We start from the raw sequence: 14,362 nt of genomic DNA, 5'->3' as shown, positions 1-14,362 counted from the left end.
CGCGCTACTCGGTGCTGAACGGGAGGCGTTCGAGCACCTTCCCTTCCGTGTCGAGGACGGTGAACTCACCGTGGACCGGGGCTCCGGCCTTGGGCGGGGTGTACATGCGCGGCTTGGTCGTGAACACCGTGACGCGGCCTTCGACCGTGGCGCGCCGCACGCAGCCGGCCGTCTCGCCGCCGCAGGCGAACCGCATCCGGGTGCCGTCCCTGTAGCGGGCCTCGAAGGCGGCGGCCCCGGGCGCCGTGACGCCGGTCCAGGAGACCTCTCCGCGGCCGCGCTCCCCGCCGTAGTCGACGAACCTCCGGCCGCCGCCCGGGGCGGCCGTGTTCGCCCGGCAGACGAGCCGTCCCTCGACGACCGTGACGGCGACGAGGCGCACGCCGCCCGCGCCGTCGCCGACGGCGACGAGCCAGCCCCCGCCGCCGAACGTCGGCAGCGCACCGGCGCGCGGCAGCAGTCCCAGACGCTCGCGGACGGGCCGGTCTCGGGCGCACAGGCGCGGGAGGGTCTCCGCGACCTGGGCGTCGCCTGGCTCCGCCGTCGCCGCGGCCGCCGCGGCCCGGGGGCGGGCGTCGTCGCCGGTGAACAGGCCGGGGGCCAGGAAGGACGCGGCGATGCCGATCGCCGCTGCCGCCGCGGCAACGGGCACGGCGGCGATGCGCACGGCCCGGCGGCGCGCTCGCCGGGCGGCGGCGCGGGATTGGACGCGGGCCCAGGCGTCCGGGCTCACCGGGTACGCCTCGCCCCGCGCGCGCAGGGCGTCCCGCAGGGCCTTCTCGGTCTCGGTCATTCCGGTGCACCTCCCAGGGCGCGCTGCAGGGCGATCAGGCCGCGCCGGATGTGGGTCTTGGCCGAGCCGGGCGCGATGCCCATCGCCTCGGCCACCTCATGGTCGGACAGGTCGAGCCAGTACCGCAGGACGATCGCCTCGCGCTGGCGGCGGGACAGCCCGTCCAGCGCGGCGATCAGCTCGTGGTCGCCCTCCCGGTCGAGGACGACCGTCTCGGCGGCGCTGGCCGGCTCGGGCGGCGGCGGCTGCCGGAGCCGGACGATCCGCAGGTGGCGGCGCCGGTTCCGGACGAGGTTGCAGACGGTGGCGCGCAGGTAGGCCGCGGCGGTCTCGGGGCGCCGCAGCGTCCTGCCGCGGTCCTGCAGCCGGGCGAACGCCTCCTGGGCGATGTCCTCGGGGTCGTCCGAGCCCAGCAGGCCGGCGAGCCCGACCAGCCGCCGGTAGTGCGCGGCGAACAGGCCCTCCAGGACGTCGCCGGCGAGCGCCGGGGGCTCGCGCGAGCCGAGTTCTTCGACGGAGATCACGTCGTTTAGACACTCGCGGGGCGTTTTCGATGACATCGGGCGGGCCGCTCGCCCCGTCGTCGCCCAGTGTTCACCGTCCCGTCACCCGGGGCCGTCAGCCGGAACGGCGCGTGGCGTGTCTCTGAATACGTGATCACTCGATCTTGGAAAGGCGCCCGCCGGGCGGGGAGCGCAGTCCTGGTGCTGTCGCTGGCGGCGGGCTGCGAGCGGGCCGCCGCGCCGGCCGAGCCGCCGACGGTCCAGCTGACGGCGAAGGCGGCCGCGGACAGGTCCGTCTGCCTCGGCTACAACGGGCTCGACAGGCTGAACCCGGCGGCGGAGGTCCGCGCGGGCCGGTTCAGGGTGCCGGGCGCCGCCCCGGTGCACGTCGCCACCGGGACGGACGTCGACTGGGGCCTCGACCCCTACGACAACCGGACCTGGGAGCTCTGGCTCCACTCCCTCGAATGGCTCGGCGGCCCGATCAAGGAGTACGCGCGGACGGGCGACCGCGCCGCGCTCGGCACGGCCGCCGGGATCGCCCGCGACTGGCTCGCCGACAACGACGATCCCGGGCGGTTCGGCGACCACCGGCGGGAGGCGATCGCCGAAGGCACCAAGTTCCGCCTCGCCACCCTGGTCTGCCTGCGGCAGCACCAGACCGGACGCTGGCTGGACGACGCGATCGCCGAGCACGCGCGGTGGCTCGCCGACCCGAAGCACTACTCGGGGCCCTGGAACCACGGCACCGACGAGTCGATGATCCTGATGACGGCGGGCTGCGGCATCGGCCGCGACGACCTCGCCGAACTCGGCCACCGGCGGCTGCGCGACGCGATCCTCGACCCGCCCGGCGGCGCGCGGCCCGCCATCGACGCCGAAGGCGCCGACAACGAGCAGTCGACGTACTACTCCGTCTACAACCGGAGCCGGTGGCGGCTCGCGTTCGACGTGATGCGCAAATGCGGGCGTCCCGTCCCTGCCGAGTTCGTCCGGCGGCACCGGCTGATGGACGAGTTCATCGCGTTCCAGACGACGCCCGGCGGGGACCTCGTCCAGATCGGCGAGTCGCAGGCGGCCAGGACGTCCGAGATCGGCTCCGCCGGGAACGGCCCGGTCAGGTACGTGGCGACGCGGGGCCGCCAGGGCGCGCCGCCCGCGCGGCGGGCCCGCGTCTACCAGGCCGGATACGTGCTGGGACGCTCCGGATGGGGCCGCGACGGCCGCGCGTTCGCCGCCGAGACGTCCTACACGGCGCGCTTCGGGCCGTCCCGGTTCGCGCACGGCCAGAACGACCACATGGCGCTGACGTTCCACGCGCTCGGCCGCGACGTCCTCGTCCCGAGCGGCCACATCGGCTACAGCGACGACGACTGGCAGGCGTGGCTGCGCTCGCCCGACGCCCACAACACGGTCGTGGTGCGGGGCGTCCCGTTCCGCCAGGGCGCGGCGACGGCGCTGACCGGGCACCGGTTCAGCCCGGGCGCGGACACGTTCCGGTTCACCGACTCCGCCTTCGCCGGGACGACCCGGTCGCGTTCGGTGCTCGCCGCGTCCGATCCCGACGCCCTCGTGGTGCTGGACGACGTGCGCTCGCCCGTCCCGCGTCTCGTGGAGCAGCTCTGGCACCTGCCCGCCGCGTTCAGCGCCGTCCCGCAGGGGACGGGCGCCGTCGCCGGCGCCGGGCGGGTCCGCGTCCACTTCCTGCGGATTCCGCTGCCCGGCGTCGCGGCGTCACCGGCCCGTGTCGTCCGCGGGTCGCTGAACCCACGGCAGGGGTGGATCGCGCCAGGTCATCGCAGGAAGACGCCCGCGCCGGTCGTCTCGCTCCCGGCCCGGGGTTCGCAGGTGCGGACGCTGACGCTGATCGCCCCCGTCCGCGGCGCGGAGCGCCCCGACGTGCGCACCCGCCCGCTGCCGGGCGGCGGCGTCCGCGTGGACGCGTCGTTCTCCGGTCACCGGCTGGCGTTCGTGGCCGGGGCCGACGGCGCCCTCCGCCGCGTCCGCTGATCCGCCGCGTCCGCTGATCCGCCGGATCGCGTGGGTCCGGCGGGTCCGGCGGGAGGTCAGGGGGCGAGCATGTCGGCGGTCAGGTTGGCCTCCGTGCCGGGGATGCCCTGGTCCCCGGCGCGCTTGTCGGCCATGGCGAGCAGGCGGCGGATGCGGCCCGCGATGGCGTCCTTGGTGAGCGGCGGGTCGGCGAGCTGGCCGAGCTCCTCCAGGGACGCCTGCTTGTGCTCAAGCCGCAGCTGCCCGGCCTTGACCAGGTGCTCGGGCGCGTCGTCGCCGAGGATCTCCAGCGCGCGGGCGACGCGGGCGCCCGCGGCGACGGCGGCGCGGGCGGAGCGGCGCAGGTTCGCGTCGTCGAAGTTCGCGAACCGGCTCGCGGTGGCGCGGACCTCGCGGCGCATCCGCCGCTCCTCCCAGGACAGGACGCTGTCGTGCGCGCCGAGCCGGGTGAGCAGCGCGCTGATCGCGTCGCCGTCGCGGACGACGACCCGGTCGACGCCGCGGACCTCCCGCGCCTTCGCGTGGATCTTCAGGCGGCGGGCCGCGCCGACCAGCGCGAGCGCCGCCTCCGGGCCCGGGCACGTCACCTCCAGCGACATCGACCGGCCCGGCTCGGTCAGCGAGCCGTGCGCGAGGAACGCGCCCCGCCACGCCGACTCCGCGTCGCAGGCCGCGCCCGCGACGACGTGCCGCGGCAGGCCCCGGACGGGCCGCCCGTTGTTGTCGATCAGCCCGGTCTGCCGGGCGAGCGACTCGCCGTCCCGGAACACGCGGACGACGTAGCGGTTGCCTTTACGGAGCCCGCTGGGCGCGAGCACGACGACCTCGGAGGTGTGCCCGAACACCTCCGCGATGTCCTTGATCAGGCGCCGTGCCGCGACTCCGGTGTCGATCTCGGCCTCGATCACGATACGGCCGCTGACCAGGTGCAAGCCGCCCGCGAAGCGCAGCAGCGTCGAGACCTCGGCCTTGCGGCAGCACGGCTTCATGATCGTCAGCCGGCTCAGCTCGTCCTTGACCACACCGGTCATCGCCATGAGTTGGACCCCTCCCCCTATCGGACTCCCAGCAGTCTCGCCGATCGCGGCGGCACCGGGCGTCACTCACTGAATATCTGTACGAAGGCTTGGGCCAGACGGGCAGGTTCATGGCGCGGGGATCCGTCGTCGGCGGCGACGTCGGCGAGGACGAGCCGCCCGCCGATCTCCTGGACGGCCTTGTCGAGCGCCGCGGGATCGTCCACCACCCCGCGGTCGGCGAGGACGACGTCCACGCTCAGGCCGGGCGCGTGCGCCCGCAGGACCTCCAGGTGGGTCTGCGGGGAGAAGTCGTCGGTCTCGCCGGGCTGCGGCGCGAGGTTCAGCGCGACGGCGCGGCGGGCGCGGGAGGCGGCCAGGGCGCGGGCCAGCGCCGGGACCTTGAGGTGCGGCAGGACGCTCGTGAACCAGGAGCCGGGGCCGAACACGATCCAGTCGGCGTCGTCGACGGCGGCGAGCGCCTCCGGGCAGGCGGGCGGGTCGGCGGGGACGAGCGAGACGCCGAGCACGCTGCCCGGCGTCCTCGCGCACGCCACCTGCCCTTTGACGTGGGTGATCTCGTCGGGCCTCGACGGGTCGGCGCCGCGCACCTCCGCGACGATGTCCATCGGGACGGCCGCCATCGGCAGCACCCGGCCGTGCGCGCCGAGCAGCCGGCCGACCCAGTCGAGCCCGTCGACCGCGCCCTCCTGCCCGAGCAGCTCCCACAGCGCGACGATGAGGAGGTTGCCGACGGCGTGGCCCTGCAGGTCGCCCTCGCTGCGGAAACGGTGCTGGACGACGTCGCGCCACGTCTGCCCCCACTCGTCGTCGCCGCACAGCGCCGCGAGCGCCATCCGCAGGTCGCCGGGCGGCAGCACGCCCAGCTCGCGGCGGAGCCGCCCGCTGGACCCGCCGTCGTCGGCGACCGTCACGATCGCGGTCAGCCGGTCGGTGACGCGGCGCAGCGCCGACAGGGAGGCGTAGAGGCCGTGGCCGCCGCCGAGCGCGACGACCTTCGGGCCGTGGGACTTCACCGTGCCGTTAACCTGCTACTCCTCGTCCGGGACACCGCCGAGTGCCGGTCCGTGCCGGGGGGTGTGGGGGTCGTCCTCCCACAAGGGGCCGGACCGGGAATCCTACTCGCGGCCGAGGTCCCGATGGGCGACCTGCACGTCGATGCCCTCGTCCCGCAGCCGGGCGGCGATCTGTTCCGCCATGGCCACACTACGGTGTTTGCCGCCGGTACATCCCACGGCCAGGGTCACGTAGTGTTTCCCCTCGCGCTCGTAGCCGTCGGCGAGGAGCCGCAGCACCTCCGCGTACGCGTACAGGAACTCCTTGGCGCCCCGCTGCCCGAGGACGTAGTCGCGGACGGCGGCGTCGCGGCCCGTCTTCGGCCGCAGCTCCGGCACCCAGTGCGGGTTCGGCAGGAACCGGCAGTCGACGACGAGGTCGGCGTCGACGGGCAGCCCGTACTTGTATCCGAACGACACCACGGTCGCGCGCAGGCTCGTCTCGCCCGTGTCGTTGCCGAAGAACCCGATGATCTTGTTGCGCAGCTCGTGCACGTTGAGGCCGCTGGTGTCGATCACCAGGTCGGCCTCGGCGCGGACCTCCCGGACCAGCTCCCGCTCGCGGGCGATGCCGTCGACGAGGCGGCCGTCGTCCTGCAGCGGGTGCGGGCGCCGGACGCTCTCGAACCGGCGCACCAGGTCGTCGTCGTTCGCCTCCAGGAACACCACCCGCGGGTGGACGCCGCGCGCCTCCAGCTCGGCGATGGAGGAGTGCAGGTCCTCGGTGAAGGCGCGGCTGCGGACGTCCACGACGACGGCGATGCGGGGCACGGCGTCCTTCACCCGGCCGCCGAGGTCGGCCATCGTGGCCAGCAGGCCAGGCGGCAGGTTGTCGACCACGAACCAGTCGAGGTCCTCCAGGGACTTGGCCGCCGTGCTGCGGCCCGCCCCGGACATGCCGGTGACGATCACGATGTCCGGGATCTTCGTCTCGCTGGTCATGACCCTCTCCCCGTGTGCTCCCCGTCGTTGCCGCCCGGCGCGCCGCCGCCCGTCCCGTCGCCCCCGCGGGGGACCGCGGCGCCGTGCAGCGCCGCGACGATGCCCTCGGCGCTGCGCAGGCCGATCCCCGGTACCTCGGCGACCTGCTCGGGCGTCGCGTCCTTCAACCGTTTCAGCGAGCCGAAGTGTTTCAGGAGCGCCGCCCGCCGCGCCGGGCCCAGACCCGGAACGTTATCGAGTTCGCTCACCGTCATGGACTTGGACCGCCGCTGCCGGTGGAACGTGATGGCGAACCGGTGCGCCTCGTCGCGGACCCGCTGGACGAGGAACATGCCCTCGCTGTTGCGCGGCAGGATGACCGGGTCGTCCTCGCCCGGCAGCCAGATCTCCTCCAGCCGCTTGGCGATGCCGCAGACCGCGATGCCGTCGACGCCGAGCTCGTCCAGCGACCGCTGCGCGGCGGCGACCTGCGGCGGGCCGCCGTCGACGATGACGAGGTTGGGCGGATAGGCGAACTTGCGCGGCCTGCCCGTCTCCGGATCGAGCGGCTGGTGGGCGCCTTCCTCCACGTCATTCCGGGGAGACGCCCCCCTAGGCCCGCCAGGCCCCTCGGCGACCCCATCGTCAGGGTCGCCCAGGTGGTCGAGCTCGCCCATCTTCTCGCTCTCGGCGAGGTACCGCTTGAACCTGCGGGTGATCACCTCGTGGATGGAGCGGACGTCGTCCTGCCCCTCGACGGCCTTGATCGTGAACCGGCGGTACTCGCTCTTGCGGGCCAGGCCGTCCTCGAACACGACCATCGATGCGACCACGTTGGTGCCCTGGAGGTTGGACACGTCGTAGCACTCGATGCGCAGCGGGGCGTCGTCGAGCTCCAGCGCGTCCTGGATCTCCTGGAGCGCGCGGCTGCGGGTCGTCAGGTCGGACGCGCGGCGCGTCTTGTGCTGCTTGAGCGCCTCGTGCGCGTTGCGCGCGACCGTCTCCAGCAGGGACTTCTTGTCGCCGCGCTGCGGAACGCGCAGCCCGACGGGCCCGCCGCGCTGCTCCGACAGCAGCTCGGTCATCGCCTCCTCCTCCGGCGGCAGGGCCGGGACGAGCACCTCCCGCGGCACCGATTCGCTTTCGCTGTAGATCTGGATGAGGAAGTGCTCGACCAGGTCGGCGGTGGTGACGTCCTCGACCTTGTCGACGACCCAGCCGCGCTGCCCGCGGATCCGGCCGCCGCGCACGTAGAAGAGCTGGACGGCGGCCTCGAGCTCGTCCTCCGCGAAGGCGATCATGTCGCAGTCGGTGCGGTCGGGCAGGACGACGGCCTGCTTCTCCAGCGCGCGTTCGAGGGCGCGGACGTCGTCGCGGAGCCGCGCGGCGCGCTCGTACTCCTGGGACGCGGCGGCCTCGCGCATGTCGCGTTCGAGACGCTTGATGAACCGGGCGGTGTGCCCGGCCATGAAGTCGCAGAAGTCCTCGGCGAGGAGGCGGTGCTCGTCCGGCGTGACGCGTCCGACGCACGGCGCCGAGCACTTGCCGATGTAGCCGAGCAGGCAGGGGCGGTCGAGCTGGTGCTGCCGCTTGAACACCCCGGCGCTGCACGTCCGGACGGGGAACACGCGCAGCAGCTGGTCGACCGTCTCCCGGATCGCCCACGCGTGGGAGTACGGCCCGAAGTAGCGCACGCCCTTCCGCTTGGCACCGCGCATCACCATCACCCTCGGGAACTCCTCGTTCAGGGTGACGGCGAGGTAGGGATACGACTTGTCGTCGCGGTAACGGACGTTGAACCGCGGATCGAACTCCTTGATCCAGGAGTACTCGAGCTGGAGGGCCTCGACCTCGGTGGCGACGACCGTCCAGTCGACCTTCGCGGCGGTCCGCACCATCGTCTGCGTGCGCGGATGCAGGGCGGAGAAGTCGGCGAAGTAGGAGTTGAGCCGCTGGCGCAGGCTCTTGGCCTTGCCCACGTAGATGACCCGGCCGTGCTCGTCGCGGAATCTGTACACCCCGGGTGACTCGGGGATCGAGCCGGATGCGGGTCGGTAGGTCGCCGGGTCTGCCACGCTCAAAAGCCTAGTGGGCGGCTCCGACACGCCGTGCTCCCGCGCACGCCGTCGTCCGCGGTCGCGGCCGCGGAGGGCTCCGGGGAGTGCGCCGCGGGTGACGGAGATCTCGCCGTCCCGGTCACATGACCGCAAAACCCTGGGAAAGGGAAGGTCGGAGGATTGTGCTCCGTGCGGCGTGAGGAGGTCGGTGCGAGCGTGTCGGCGTTCTGGGCCTGGGTCGTCCTGGCGGCGGTGGTCGCCGCGTCCGTGATCGTCGTGGAGGCGGGCCGGCGGCTGCTGGCGGGACGGCTGTCGGTGCGCTGGCCGGGCGCCGGACTGGCCGCCAGGCGCGTCGCCGCGCCGTCGTTCGCGTTCGCGGCGGTCGTGGGCTGCGGCGCTGCGATGCCGTACCGGCTGCTCGGCGACCCGGCGGAGGGCGCGGTCAGGCAGGCGGTGCGGATCGCGGCGATCTGCGCGACGACGTGGCTGGTCCTGCGGATCGGGTACGCGCTGAGCGACCCGCCGCTGGAACGGCTGATGCGGATCGAGGGCGACCGCAACCGGCGGGCGCGCCGGGCCCGCACGCAGATGCTGCTGCTGCGCCGCATCGCGGCCGTGCTGATCGTGGTGCTGGCGGCGGGGGCCGCGCTGTTCACCTTCCCCGGCGTGCGGGCGGTCGGCGCCGGGCTGCTGGCCTCGGCGGGCGTCGCCGGGCTGGTCGTCGGGATCGCGGCGCGGCCGACGCTGGGCAACCTGCTCGCCGGGCTGCAGCTGGCGTTCAGCGACGCGCTGCGGCTGGACGACGTCGTCGTCGTGCAGGGCGAGTGGGGACGGGTCGAGGAGCTGACCCTGTCCTACGTGGCGCTGCGGCTCTGGGACGACCGGCGGATGATCTTCCCGGTGTCGTACTTCACCGAGCAGCCGTTCGAGAACTGGACCCGGCACTCGTCCCGGCTGCTCGGCTCGGTGGACCTGCACGTCGACTGGTCGGTGCCGATCGAGGAGCTGCGCGCCGAGCTGTACTCGGCGCTCCGCGACAACCCGCTGTGGGACCGGCGCGAATGGATCCTGCAGGCGGTGGGCGTCCAGCCGAACGGGCTGGTCACGATCCGCGCCATGATGAGCGCGGCGGACTCGGCGAGCACCTGGGACCTGCGCTGCGACGTGCGCGAGCATCTCATCTCCCACATCCGCGACCGCTACCCCGAGGCGCTCCCCCGCCTCCGCGTCGAACCGGCCGAGGCGGCCTCCGACGGCGCCCGGGCCGTGCCCGGCGGCACCGCGACCGGCGGCGGCGCGCCTGACGGCGGTGCGTCCGGCGGCGGCGCGCCCGGCGGCGGTGCGTCCGGCGGCGGCCGGGCCGTCTCCGAGGAGGGCGGCCCGGCGCGCTCGGACACGGTCAGGCGAGCGTGATCTGACCGCCCTGGACGTTGATCTTCTTCTCCTCCAGCGGCTTGTCCGCGGGCGGGCTCGCCACCGAACCGTCCGTGATCTTGAACTTGCTGCCGTGGCAGTGGCAGTTGATCGTGCCGCCGGACACCGAGCCCACGGCGCAGCCGCGGTGCGTGCAGGTGGCCGAGAACGCCTTGAACTCGCCCTGCGCCGGCTGGCAGACCACGACCTTGGCGTCCTCGAAGACCTTGCCGCCGCCGACCGGGATGTCGGCCGCCGCAGCGAGGGCCGTGCCCCCGCCGCCCCCGGCGCCGGTGCTCTGGCCGCCGCCGGAGCCGCCGCCGCCCGTGTCCGTGGAGCCGCCCGCGTCGTCGTCGCCGGAGCCGCCGCAGGCCGCCGCCAGCCCGGCGATGCCCGCGAGCCCCGCTCCGATGAGCAGTCCTCTGCGGGAGCCGCCCCCGGCCGTGCCGCCCTCGGCGGGTGTTCCGCCTGGCGCCTGCTCCGTCCCGTCCAGTCGCGTCTCGGACCCCTCTGGCATGCTCGCCCTCCGGTGACATCTCGATTCCCGTACGTCACCAGGGAGCACGTACGCGCGGCCCAGGTGGTTCAATTCCGAACCAGTTCGCCGGGCGGCCGGCGGTCAGGTGACGACGATCGCACCGCCCTTGACCTGCACCGGATACTCCTTCAGCGGCTTCTTGGCCGGGCCCCGCCGCACCGTCCCGTCCGCGATCTCGAACTCGCTGCCGTGGCAGTCGCACTTGATCAGCCCGCCGGACACCGCGCCGACGGTGCAGCCCTGGTGCGTGCACACCGCCGTGAACGCCTTGAAGACGCCCTGGGTCGGCTGCGTCACCACGACCTTGTCCGTCCCGTTGATCCTCCCGCCGCCGACCGGGACGTCGGCGGCCTTCGCGACCTCCCTGCCCTTGAGCTCCTCGGCGGACTTCCCCTCGTCGCCGCCGCACCCGGCGAGCACGGCGGCGCCCACGACTCCGGCTCCGCACAGCACCGTGCGGCGGCCGATCCCCTCTGCGTCAGTCATGCGTCCATGATCGTGGACGGCGGCGCGGGGGCCCGCGACGACCCGCCCATAGGCGTCACTCAGAGGTATTCGGTCATCGCGTCGAGGAGCCAGCGGACGAGGTAGTCGGCGTAGGACGTCCGCACCAGGATGCTGTAGGCGTCCGGGGCCGTCTGGTGGAGGACCGCCTGCGCCTGAGCCAGCACGGTCTGCGCGCAGCGGCCGGGCCCGAACGCCCTCGGGTGCAGGTCGAGCGGGCACCCGTGGGCGAGCACCGTGCGGGCGTCCGGGCCGGACAGCTCCAGGACGGTCCGCGCCGCGGAAACGTCCACGGCGGAGCCTAGGGCGGTGTCCAGGGCGTCCTCGAGCCCGGTCAGGAGGCCGCGCCCGCCGCCTGGACGGCCCATGACCAGGTACCAGCCGGGTCCCAGCCACAGGACGTACAGGTCGCCCCTGCCGGTCGCATGACCAGGTCGCGGCAGCTCGCAGCGGAGGAGGCGGCCGACGTCGGGCGAGAGCGAGTCGGCGGCTTCGTCGTCCAAGCGCAGTTCGACCTGGGCGTGCAACGGGGCCTCTCGGAGCCGCACCGCGCCGCCGGGACGGTCGGGAAGGCCGGGCGCAAGATGGACGATCGCGCTACGCGGGGCCTGTCGGTGAGCGGAAGCCGTCACGGCGGGCTCCTTCCGGGTCGTAGTGGACGGGGCTTGTCACCGTGACGGCGTGGACACGCCCGGAATCGACGGCGTAGAGGGTCTCGCTCTCCCGCGCGTCGCCGCCCTGGACGAGGGCGAGCGCGAACGACCCGACCGTGCCCCTGTAGGACGAGGTGACGTACCCGAGCATCGGCACCGGGTCCGCGGGCTCGGCGGGCGGCGGCACGGCGACGAGCTGCGCGCCCTCGGGGATGACGACCGCCTGGTCGTGCGGGCGCAGGCCGACGAGGCGCTTGCGGTCGGCCCGGGACGTGTCGGCACGCCGCAGCGACCGGCGCCCGATCCAGTCGCCGCCGGACGCGACCGCCCAGCCGAGACCGGCGTCGTGCGGAGTGACAGTGCCGTCAGTGTCCTGACCTGCGACGATGTAGCCCTTCTCGGCGCGTAGCACGTGCATGGCCTCGGTTCCGTAGGGCGCGATCCCGTGCGGTTCGCCCGCCGCCATCACCGCCTCCCAGACCGCGAGACCGTGCCAGGCGGCGACGTTGATCTCGTAGGCCAGCTCGCCGCTGTAGCTGATCCGGAAGATCCGCGCCGGGACGCCCGCGACCTCGGCCTCGCGCATCGCCATGAACGGGAACGTTCCGGCGTCCAGGCCGGGCGCGAGGGCCGACAGGACGTCCCGCGACCGCGGCCCGGCGAGCGCGACGACCGCCCACTGGTCGGTGACGGACGTGCACCGCACGCGCAGCCCGGGCCACTCCGTCTGCAGCCATTCCTCCAGCCAGTCCAGGACGCGGGCCGCGTTGCCGGTGGTCGTGGTGAGGTGGAACCGGCCGGGCCCGAGCCGCGCCGCGACGCCGTCGTCGAAGACCATGCCGTCGACGCCGCACATCACGCCGTAGCGGCAGCGTCCGGGCGCGAGCGACGAGACGGCGCCCGCGTAGATCCGGTCGAGGAACGCGGCGGCGCCGGGGCCCTGAACGTCGATCTTGCCGAGGGTGGACGCGTCCAGCGCGGCGACGGCGGAGCGGACCGTCCGGCATTCGCGCAGGACCGCGTCCTCCATCGGCTCGCCGGGACGCGGGTAGTAGCGGGGGCGTCTCCAGCCGCCGGCGTCCTCGAAGACGGCTCCGTGCTCCTCGTGCCAGCCGTGCATGGGCGTGCGGCGCACGGACGCCAGCAGGTCGCCGCGGTCGCGTCCGGCGAGCACGGCGAACGGGATCGGCTCGACGGGCGGGCGCTGCGTCGTCGTGCCGATCTCGCCCGGCGCGCGGCCGAGGATTTGCGCTAGCGCTCCCGACGCCGGGACGCCGGACGTGCGCCCCTGGTCGGCGCCGGTGCCGATGGTCGTGTACCGCTTGACGTGCTCGCCGGACGTCATCCCGGCGTCCAGCGCACCGCGCAGGTCCGCGAGGGTGGCGTCGCGGTGCAGGTCGACGAAGACCCGGTCGCCGCCGACATCGGGGACGTGCTCGGCCGCCTCGCCGCGGACGCCGCGCGCCGGGCCGGCGACGTCCATGCGGGTGCGGGGCGTCCCGTCCGGGACGAAGGCGGAGTGCTCGGCGGACCAGCGCGTCCGGCCGCCCGCCTGCGTGAACAGGTGCAGGTCCGGGTTCCAGCCGCCGGACACGGCGAGGAGGTCGCACGGCACCCGATCGTCCCCGACGACGGCCGCGGTGAGGACTCCGGCGCCGTCGGCGTCCGTGCCGGTGACGGCGCGCCCTTCGAGGACGGTCACGCCGCGCTCCCGGAGCCGCTCGCCCAGACGGCCCGCCGACGCGCGGAGGTCGGCGACGCACGCGATCTCCACGCCCGCGTCCAGGAGGTCGAGCGCGGCCCGCAGCGCCCCGTCGTGGGCGCCGAAGACGACGGCGCGGCGACCCGGCAGCACGCCGTAGCGCCCGATGTACGTCGCGGCCGCCGCGGCGAGCATGACGCCCGGCCGGTCGTTGTCCGGGAACAGGATCGGCCGTTCGAGGACGCCGGTCGCCAGGACGGCGCGGCGGGCGCGGATGTGCCAGAGCCGCCGCCGGGCCATCCGGACGGGCGCGGCGCCGCCGAGGTGATCGGTGCGGCGCTCGACGGCGACGAAGAACCCATGGTCGTAATAGCCGGTCACGATGGTGCGCGGCAGGACGGTCAACTCCCCGGACGCCTCGATCGCGATTCCGGGACGGTCGTCGGCGACGATGACGCGGTCGCCCGCCTCCGCCGCCTCGCGGGCCGCCGCGCGTCCCGACGCCCCGCCGCCGACGACGAGGACGTCGCAGTGCGCGTACGTCTTGTCGTAGCGGCTCGGGTCGGGAGCGGTCGCCAGACGCCCGCGCCCGGCGAGGGACGAGACGCGGAGCCCGTCATGCGCCTCCAGGCGCGTCGCCCGCACCATGGGCTCCCCCGGCCCGGACTCGACCTGGACGAACGCGTTCGGCTCCTCCGCCCCGGCGCTGTAGACGCCGCGCGGCCGTCCCGTGTACGGCCCGTGCGCCACGATGCGCACACCATGCGCGAGCAGCGCGGACGCCAGCGTGTCACCCGGATGCGCGGTGTAGGACGCGCCGTCGAAGGTGAACGTGACCGTGCGCGAACGGTCGATGCGCGAACCACCCAGCGCGGTGCGGAATGGTCCGGTCATGGAGCGACCTCCGGCGGAACGTCCCCAGGACGGTACGACCCCGCGATCTCGTACGTGACAGTGTGGCGGACGACGTTGAACCAGCGACGGCACCCCGCAGTGTGCACCCACCGTTCGCGGAACCAGCCCATCGGGTTGTCGCGTACGAACACGTACTCGGCCCAGGCGGCATCGTCCAGCGCCTCCGGAGCGGACGGAAACGCCACGTGCGCCTGACCGCCGTACCGGAACTCGATCTCGTCGCGGTCACCGCACCATGGGCAGGGAATGAGCAGCATGGAT

General features: G+C 74.2%; 13 protein-coding genes. 2 read left to right on the top strand and 11 right to left on the bottom strand.

Annotated elements, in window-relative coordinates; genetic code table 11:
* Window positions 1–4: 4 nt before the first annotated feature.
* Both ACH34T_RS04355 and ACH34T_RS04350 read right to left on the bottom strand, forming a co-directional pair.
* The gene (locus tag ACH34T_RS04355) at window positions 5–793 is read right to left on the bottom strand and encodes a hypothetical protein (RefSeq protein ID WP_395990624.1); all 789 of its coding nucleotides are present in this window, start codon (window positions 791–793) and stop codon (window positions 5–7) included.
* Window positions 790–1,317 carry an RNA polymerase sigma factor gene (locus tag ACH34T_RS04350; protein WP_395990623.1) on the bottom strand — a complete coding sequence of 176 codons (528 nt, stop codon included), beginning with the start codon at window positions 1,315–1,317 and terminating at the stop codon, window positions 790–792. Before ACH34T_RS04350 ends, ACH34T_RS04355 begins: the two co-directional genes overlap by 4 nt.
* 180 nt (window positions 1,318–1,497) lie before the next feature.
* Between ACH34T_RS04350 and ACH34T_RS04345 the strand changes: the two genes are divergently transcribed.
* Window positions 1,498–3,306: a heparinase II/III family protein gene (locus tag ACH34T_RS04345; protein ID WP_395990622.1), complete on the top strand. Its 1,809-nt coding sequence runs from the start codon at window positions 1,498–1,500 to the stop codon at window positions 3,304–3,306.
* Between the two features lie 56 nt (window positions 3,307–3,362).
* Here ACH34T_RS04345 and whiA read toward each other — a convergent pair whose 3' ends face one another.
* The 4 genes from whiA to uvrC form a co-directional block, all read right to left on the bottom strand.
* Complete coding sequence (gene whiA, locus ACH34T_RS04340; RefSeq protein WP_395990621.1) at window positions 3,363–4,343, bottom strand: DNA-binding protein WhiA; 981 nt, start codon at window positions 4,341–4,343, stop codon at window positions 3,363–3,365.
* Between the two features lie 62 nt (window positions 4,344–4,405).
* Window positions 4,406–5,359, bottom strand: coding sequence for a uridine diphosphate-N-acetylglucosamine-binding protein YvcK (yvcK, locus tag ACH34T_RS04335; RefSeq protein WP_395990620.1), 954 nt, complete (start codon window positions 5,357–5,359; stop codon window positions 4,406–4,408).
* Window positions 5,360–5,461: 102 nt separating this feature from the next.
* Window positions 5,462–6,340: an RNase adapter RapZ gene (rapZ, locus tag ACH34T_RS04330; RefSeq protein WP_395990619.1), complete on the bottom strand. Its 879-nt coding sequence runs from the start codon at window positions 6,338–6,340 to the stop codon at window positions 5,462–5,464.
* Entirely contained in the window at window positions 6,337–8,394 is a 2,058-nt protein-coding gene (uvrC, locus tag ACH34T_RS04325) for an excinuclease ABC subunit UvrC (RefSeq protein WP_395990618.1), read from the bottom strand. The genes rapZ and uvrC overlap by 4 nt, the downstream gene beginning before the upstream one ends.
* Before the next feature lie 171 nt (window positions 8,395–8,565).
* On the opposite strand from uvrC, the gene ACH34T_RS04320 reads away from it, so the two are divergent.
* Entirely contained in the window at window positions 8,566–9,789 is a 1,224-nt protein-coding gene (locus ACH34T_RS04320; RefSeq protein ID WP_395990617.1) for a mechanosensitive ion channel family protein, read from the top strand.
* On the opposite strand, the gene ACH34T_RS04315 is transcribed toward ACH34T_RS04320, so the two are convergent.
* The 5 genes from ACH34T_RS04315 to ACH34T_RS04295 form a co-directional block, all read right to left on the bottom strand.
* Complete coding sequence (locus ACH34T_RS04315) at window positions 9,776–10,306, bottom strand: Rieske (2Fe-2S) protein (RefSeq protein WP_395990616.1); 531 nt, start codon at window positions 10,304–10,306, stop codon at window positions 9,776–9,778. The two genes, ACH34T_RS04320 and ACH34T_RS04315, sit on opposite strands and share 14 nt — an antisense overlap.
* Window positions 10,307–10,408: 102 nt before the next feature.
* The gene (locus ACH34T_RS04310; RefSeq protein ID WP_395990615.1) at window positions 10,409–10,813 is read right to left on the bottom strand and encodes a Rieske (2Fe-2S) protein; all 405 of its coding nucleotides are present in this window, start codon (window positions 10,811–10,813) and stop codon (window positions 10,409–10,411) included.
* A 59-nt stretch (window positions 10,814–10,872) separates the two neighbouring features.
* The gene (locus tag ACH34T_RS04305; RefSeq protein WP_395990614.1) at window positions 10,873–11,463 is read right to left on the bottom strand and encodes a sarcosine oxidase subunit gamma; all 591 of its coding nucleotides are present in this window, start codon (window positions 11,461–11,463) and stop codon (window positions 10,873–10,875) included.
* Window positions 11,429–14,080: an FAD-dependent oxidoreductase gene (locus ACH34T_RS04300; protein ID WP_395990613.1), complete on the bottom strand. Its 2,652-nt coding sequence runs from the start codon at window positions 14,078–14,080 to the stop codon at window positions 11,429–11,431. The genes ACH34T_RS04305 and ACH34T_RS04300 overlap by 35 nt, the downstream gene beginning before the upstream one ends.
* Window positions 14,077–14,358 (bottom strand): sarcosine oxidase subunit delta, encoded by a 282-nt coding sequence (locus tag ACH34T_RS04295; protein WP_395990612.1) that lies wholly within the window; start codon window positions 14,356–14,358, stop codon window positions 14,077–14,079. Before ACH34T_RS04295 ends, ACH34T_RS04300 begins: the two co-directional genes overlap by 4 nt.
* Window positions 14,359–14,362 lie beyond the last annotated feature (4 nt).

It is taken from the genome of Actinomadura sp. 9N215, assembly GCF_044326345.1.
GTDB lineage: Bacteria > Actinomycetota > Actinomycetes > Streptosporangiales > Streptosporangiaceae > Spirillospora.
Note: the sequence above shows the minus strand (reverse complement) of the source record. Positions and strands in the feature narration are given on the sequence as shown.

Coding starts and splice junctions, on each gene's coding strand:
- ACH34T_RS04300 (WP_395990613.1), bottom strand. CDS start 14,080: ATGACCGGACCATTCCGCACCGCGCTGGGTGGTTCGCGCATCGACCGT.
- ACH34T_RS04355 (WP_395990624.1), bottom strand. CDS start 793: ATGACCGAGACCGAGAAGGCCCTGCGGGACGCCCTGCGCGCGCGGGGC.
- ACH34T_RS04295 (WP_395990612.1), bottom strand. CDS start 14,358: ATGCTGCTCATTCCCTGCCCATGGTGCGGTGACCGCGACGAGATCGAG.
- whiA (WP_395990621.1), bottom strand. CDS start 4,343: ATGGCGATGACCGGTGTGGTCAAGGACGAGCTGAGCCGGCTGACGATC.
- ACH34T_RS04310 (WP_395990615.1), bottom strand. CDS start 10,813: ATGACTGACGCAGAGGGGATCGGCCGCCGCACGGTGCTGTGCGGAGCC.
- rapZ (WP_395990619.1), bottom strand. CDS start 6,340: ATGACCAGCGAGACGAAGATCCCGGACATCGTGATCGTCACCGGCATG.
- ACH34T_RS04315 (WP_395990616.1), bottom strand. CDS start 10,306: ATGCCAGAGGGGTCCGAGACGCGACTGGACGGGACGGAGCAGGCGCCA.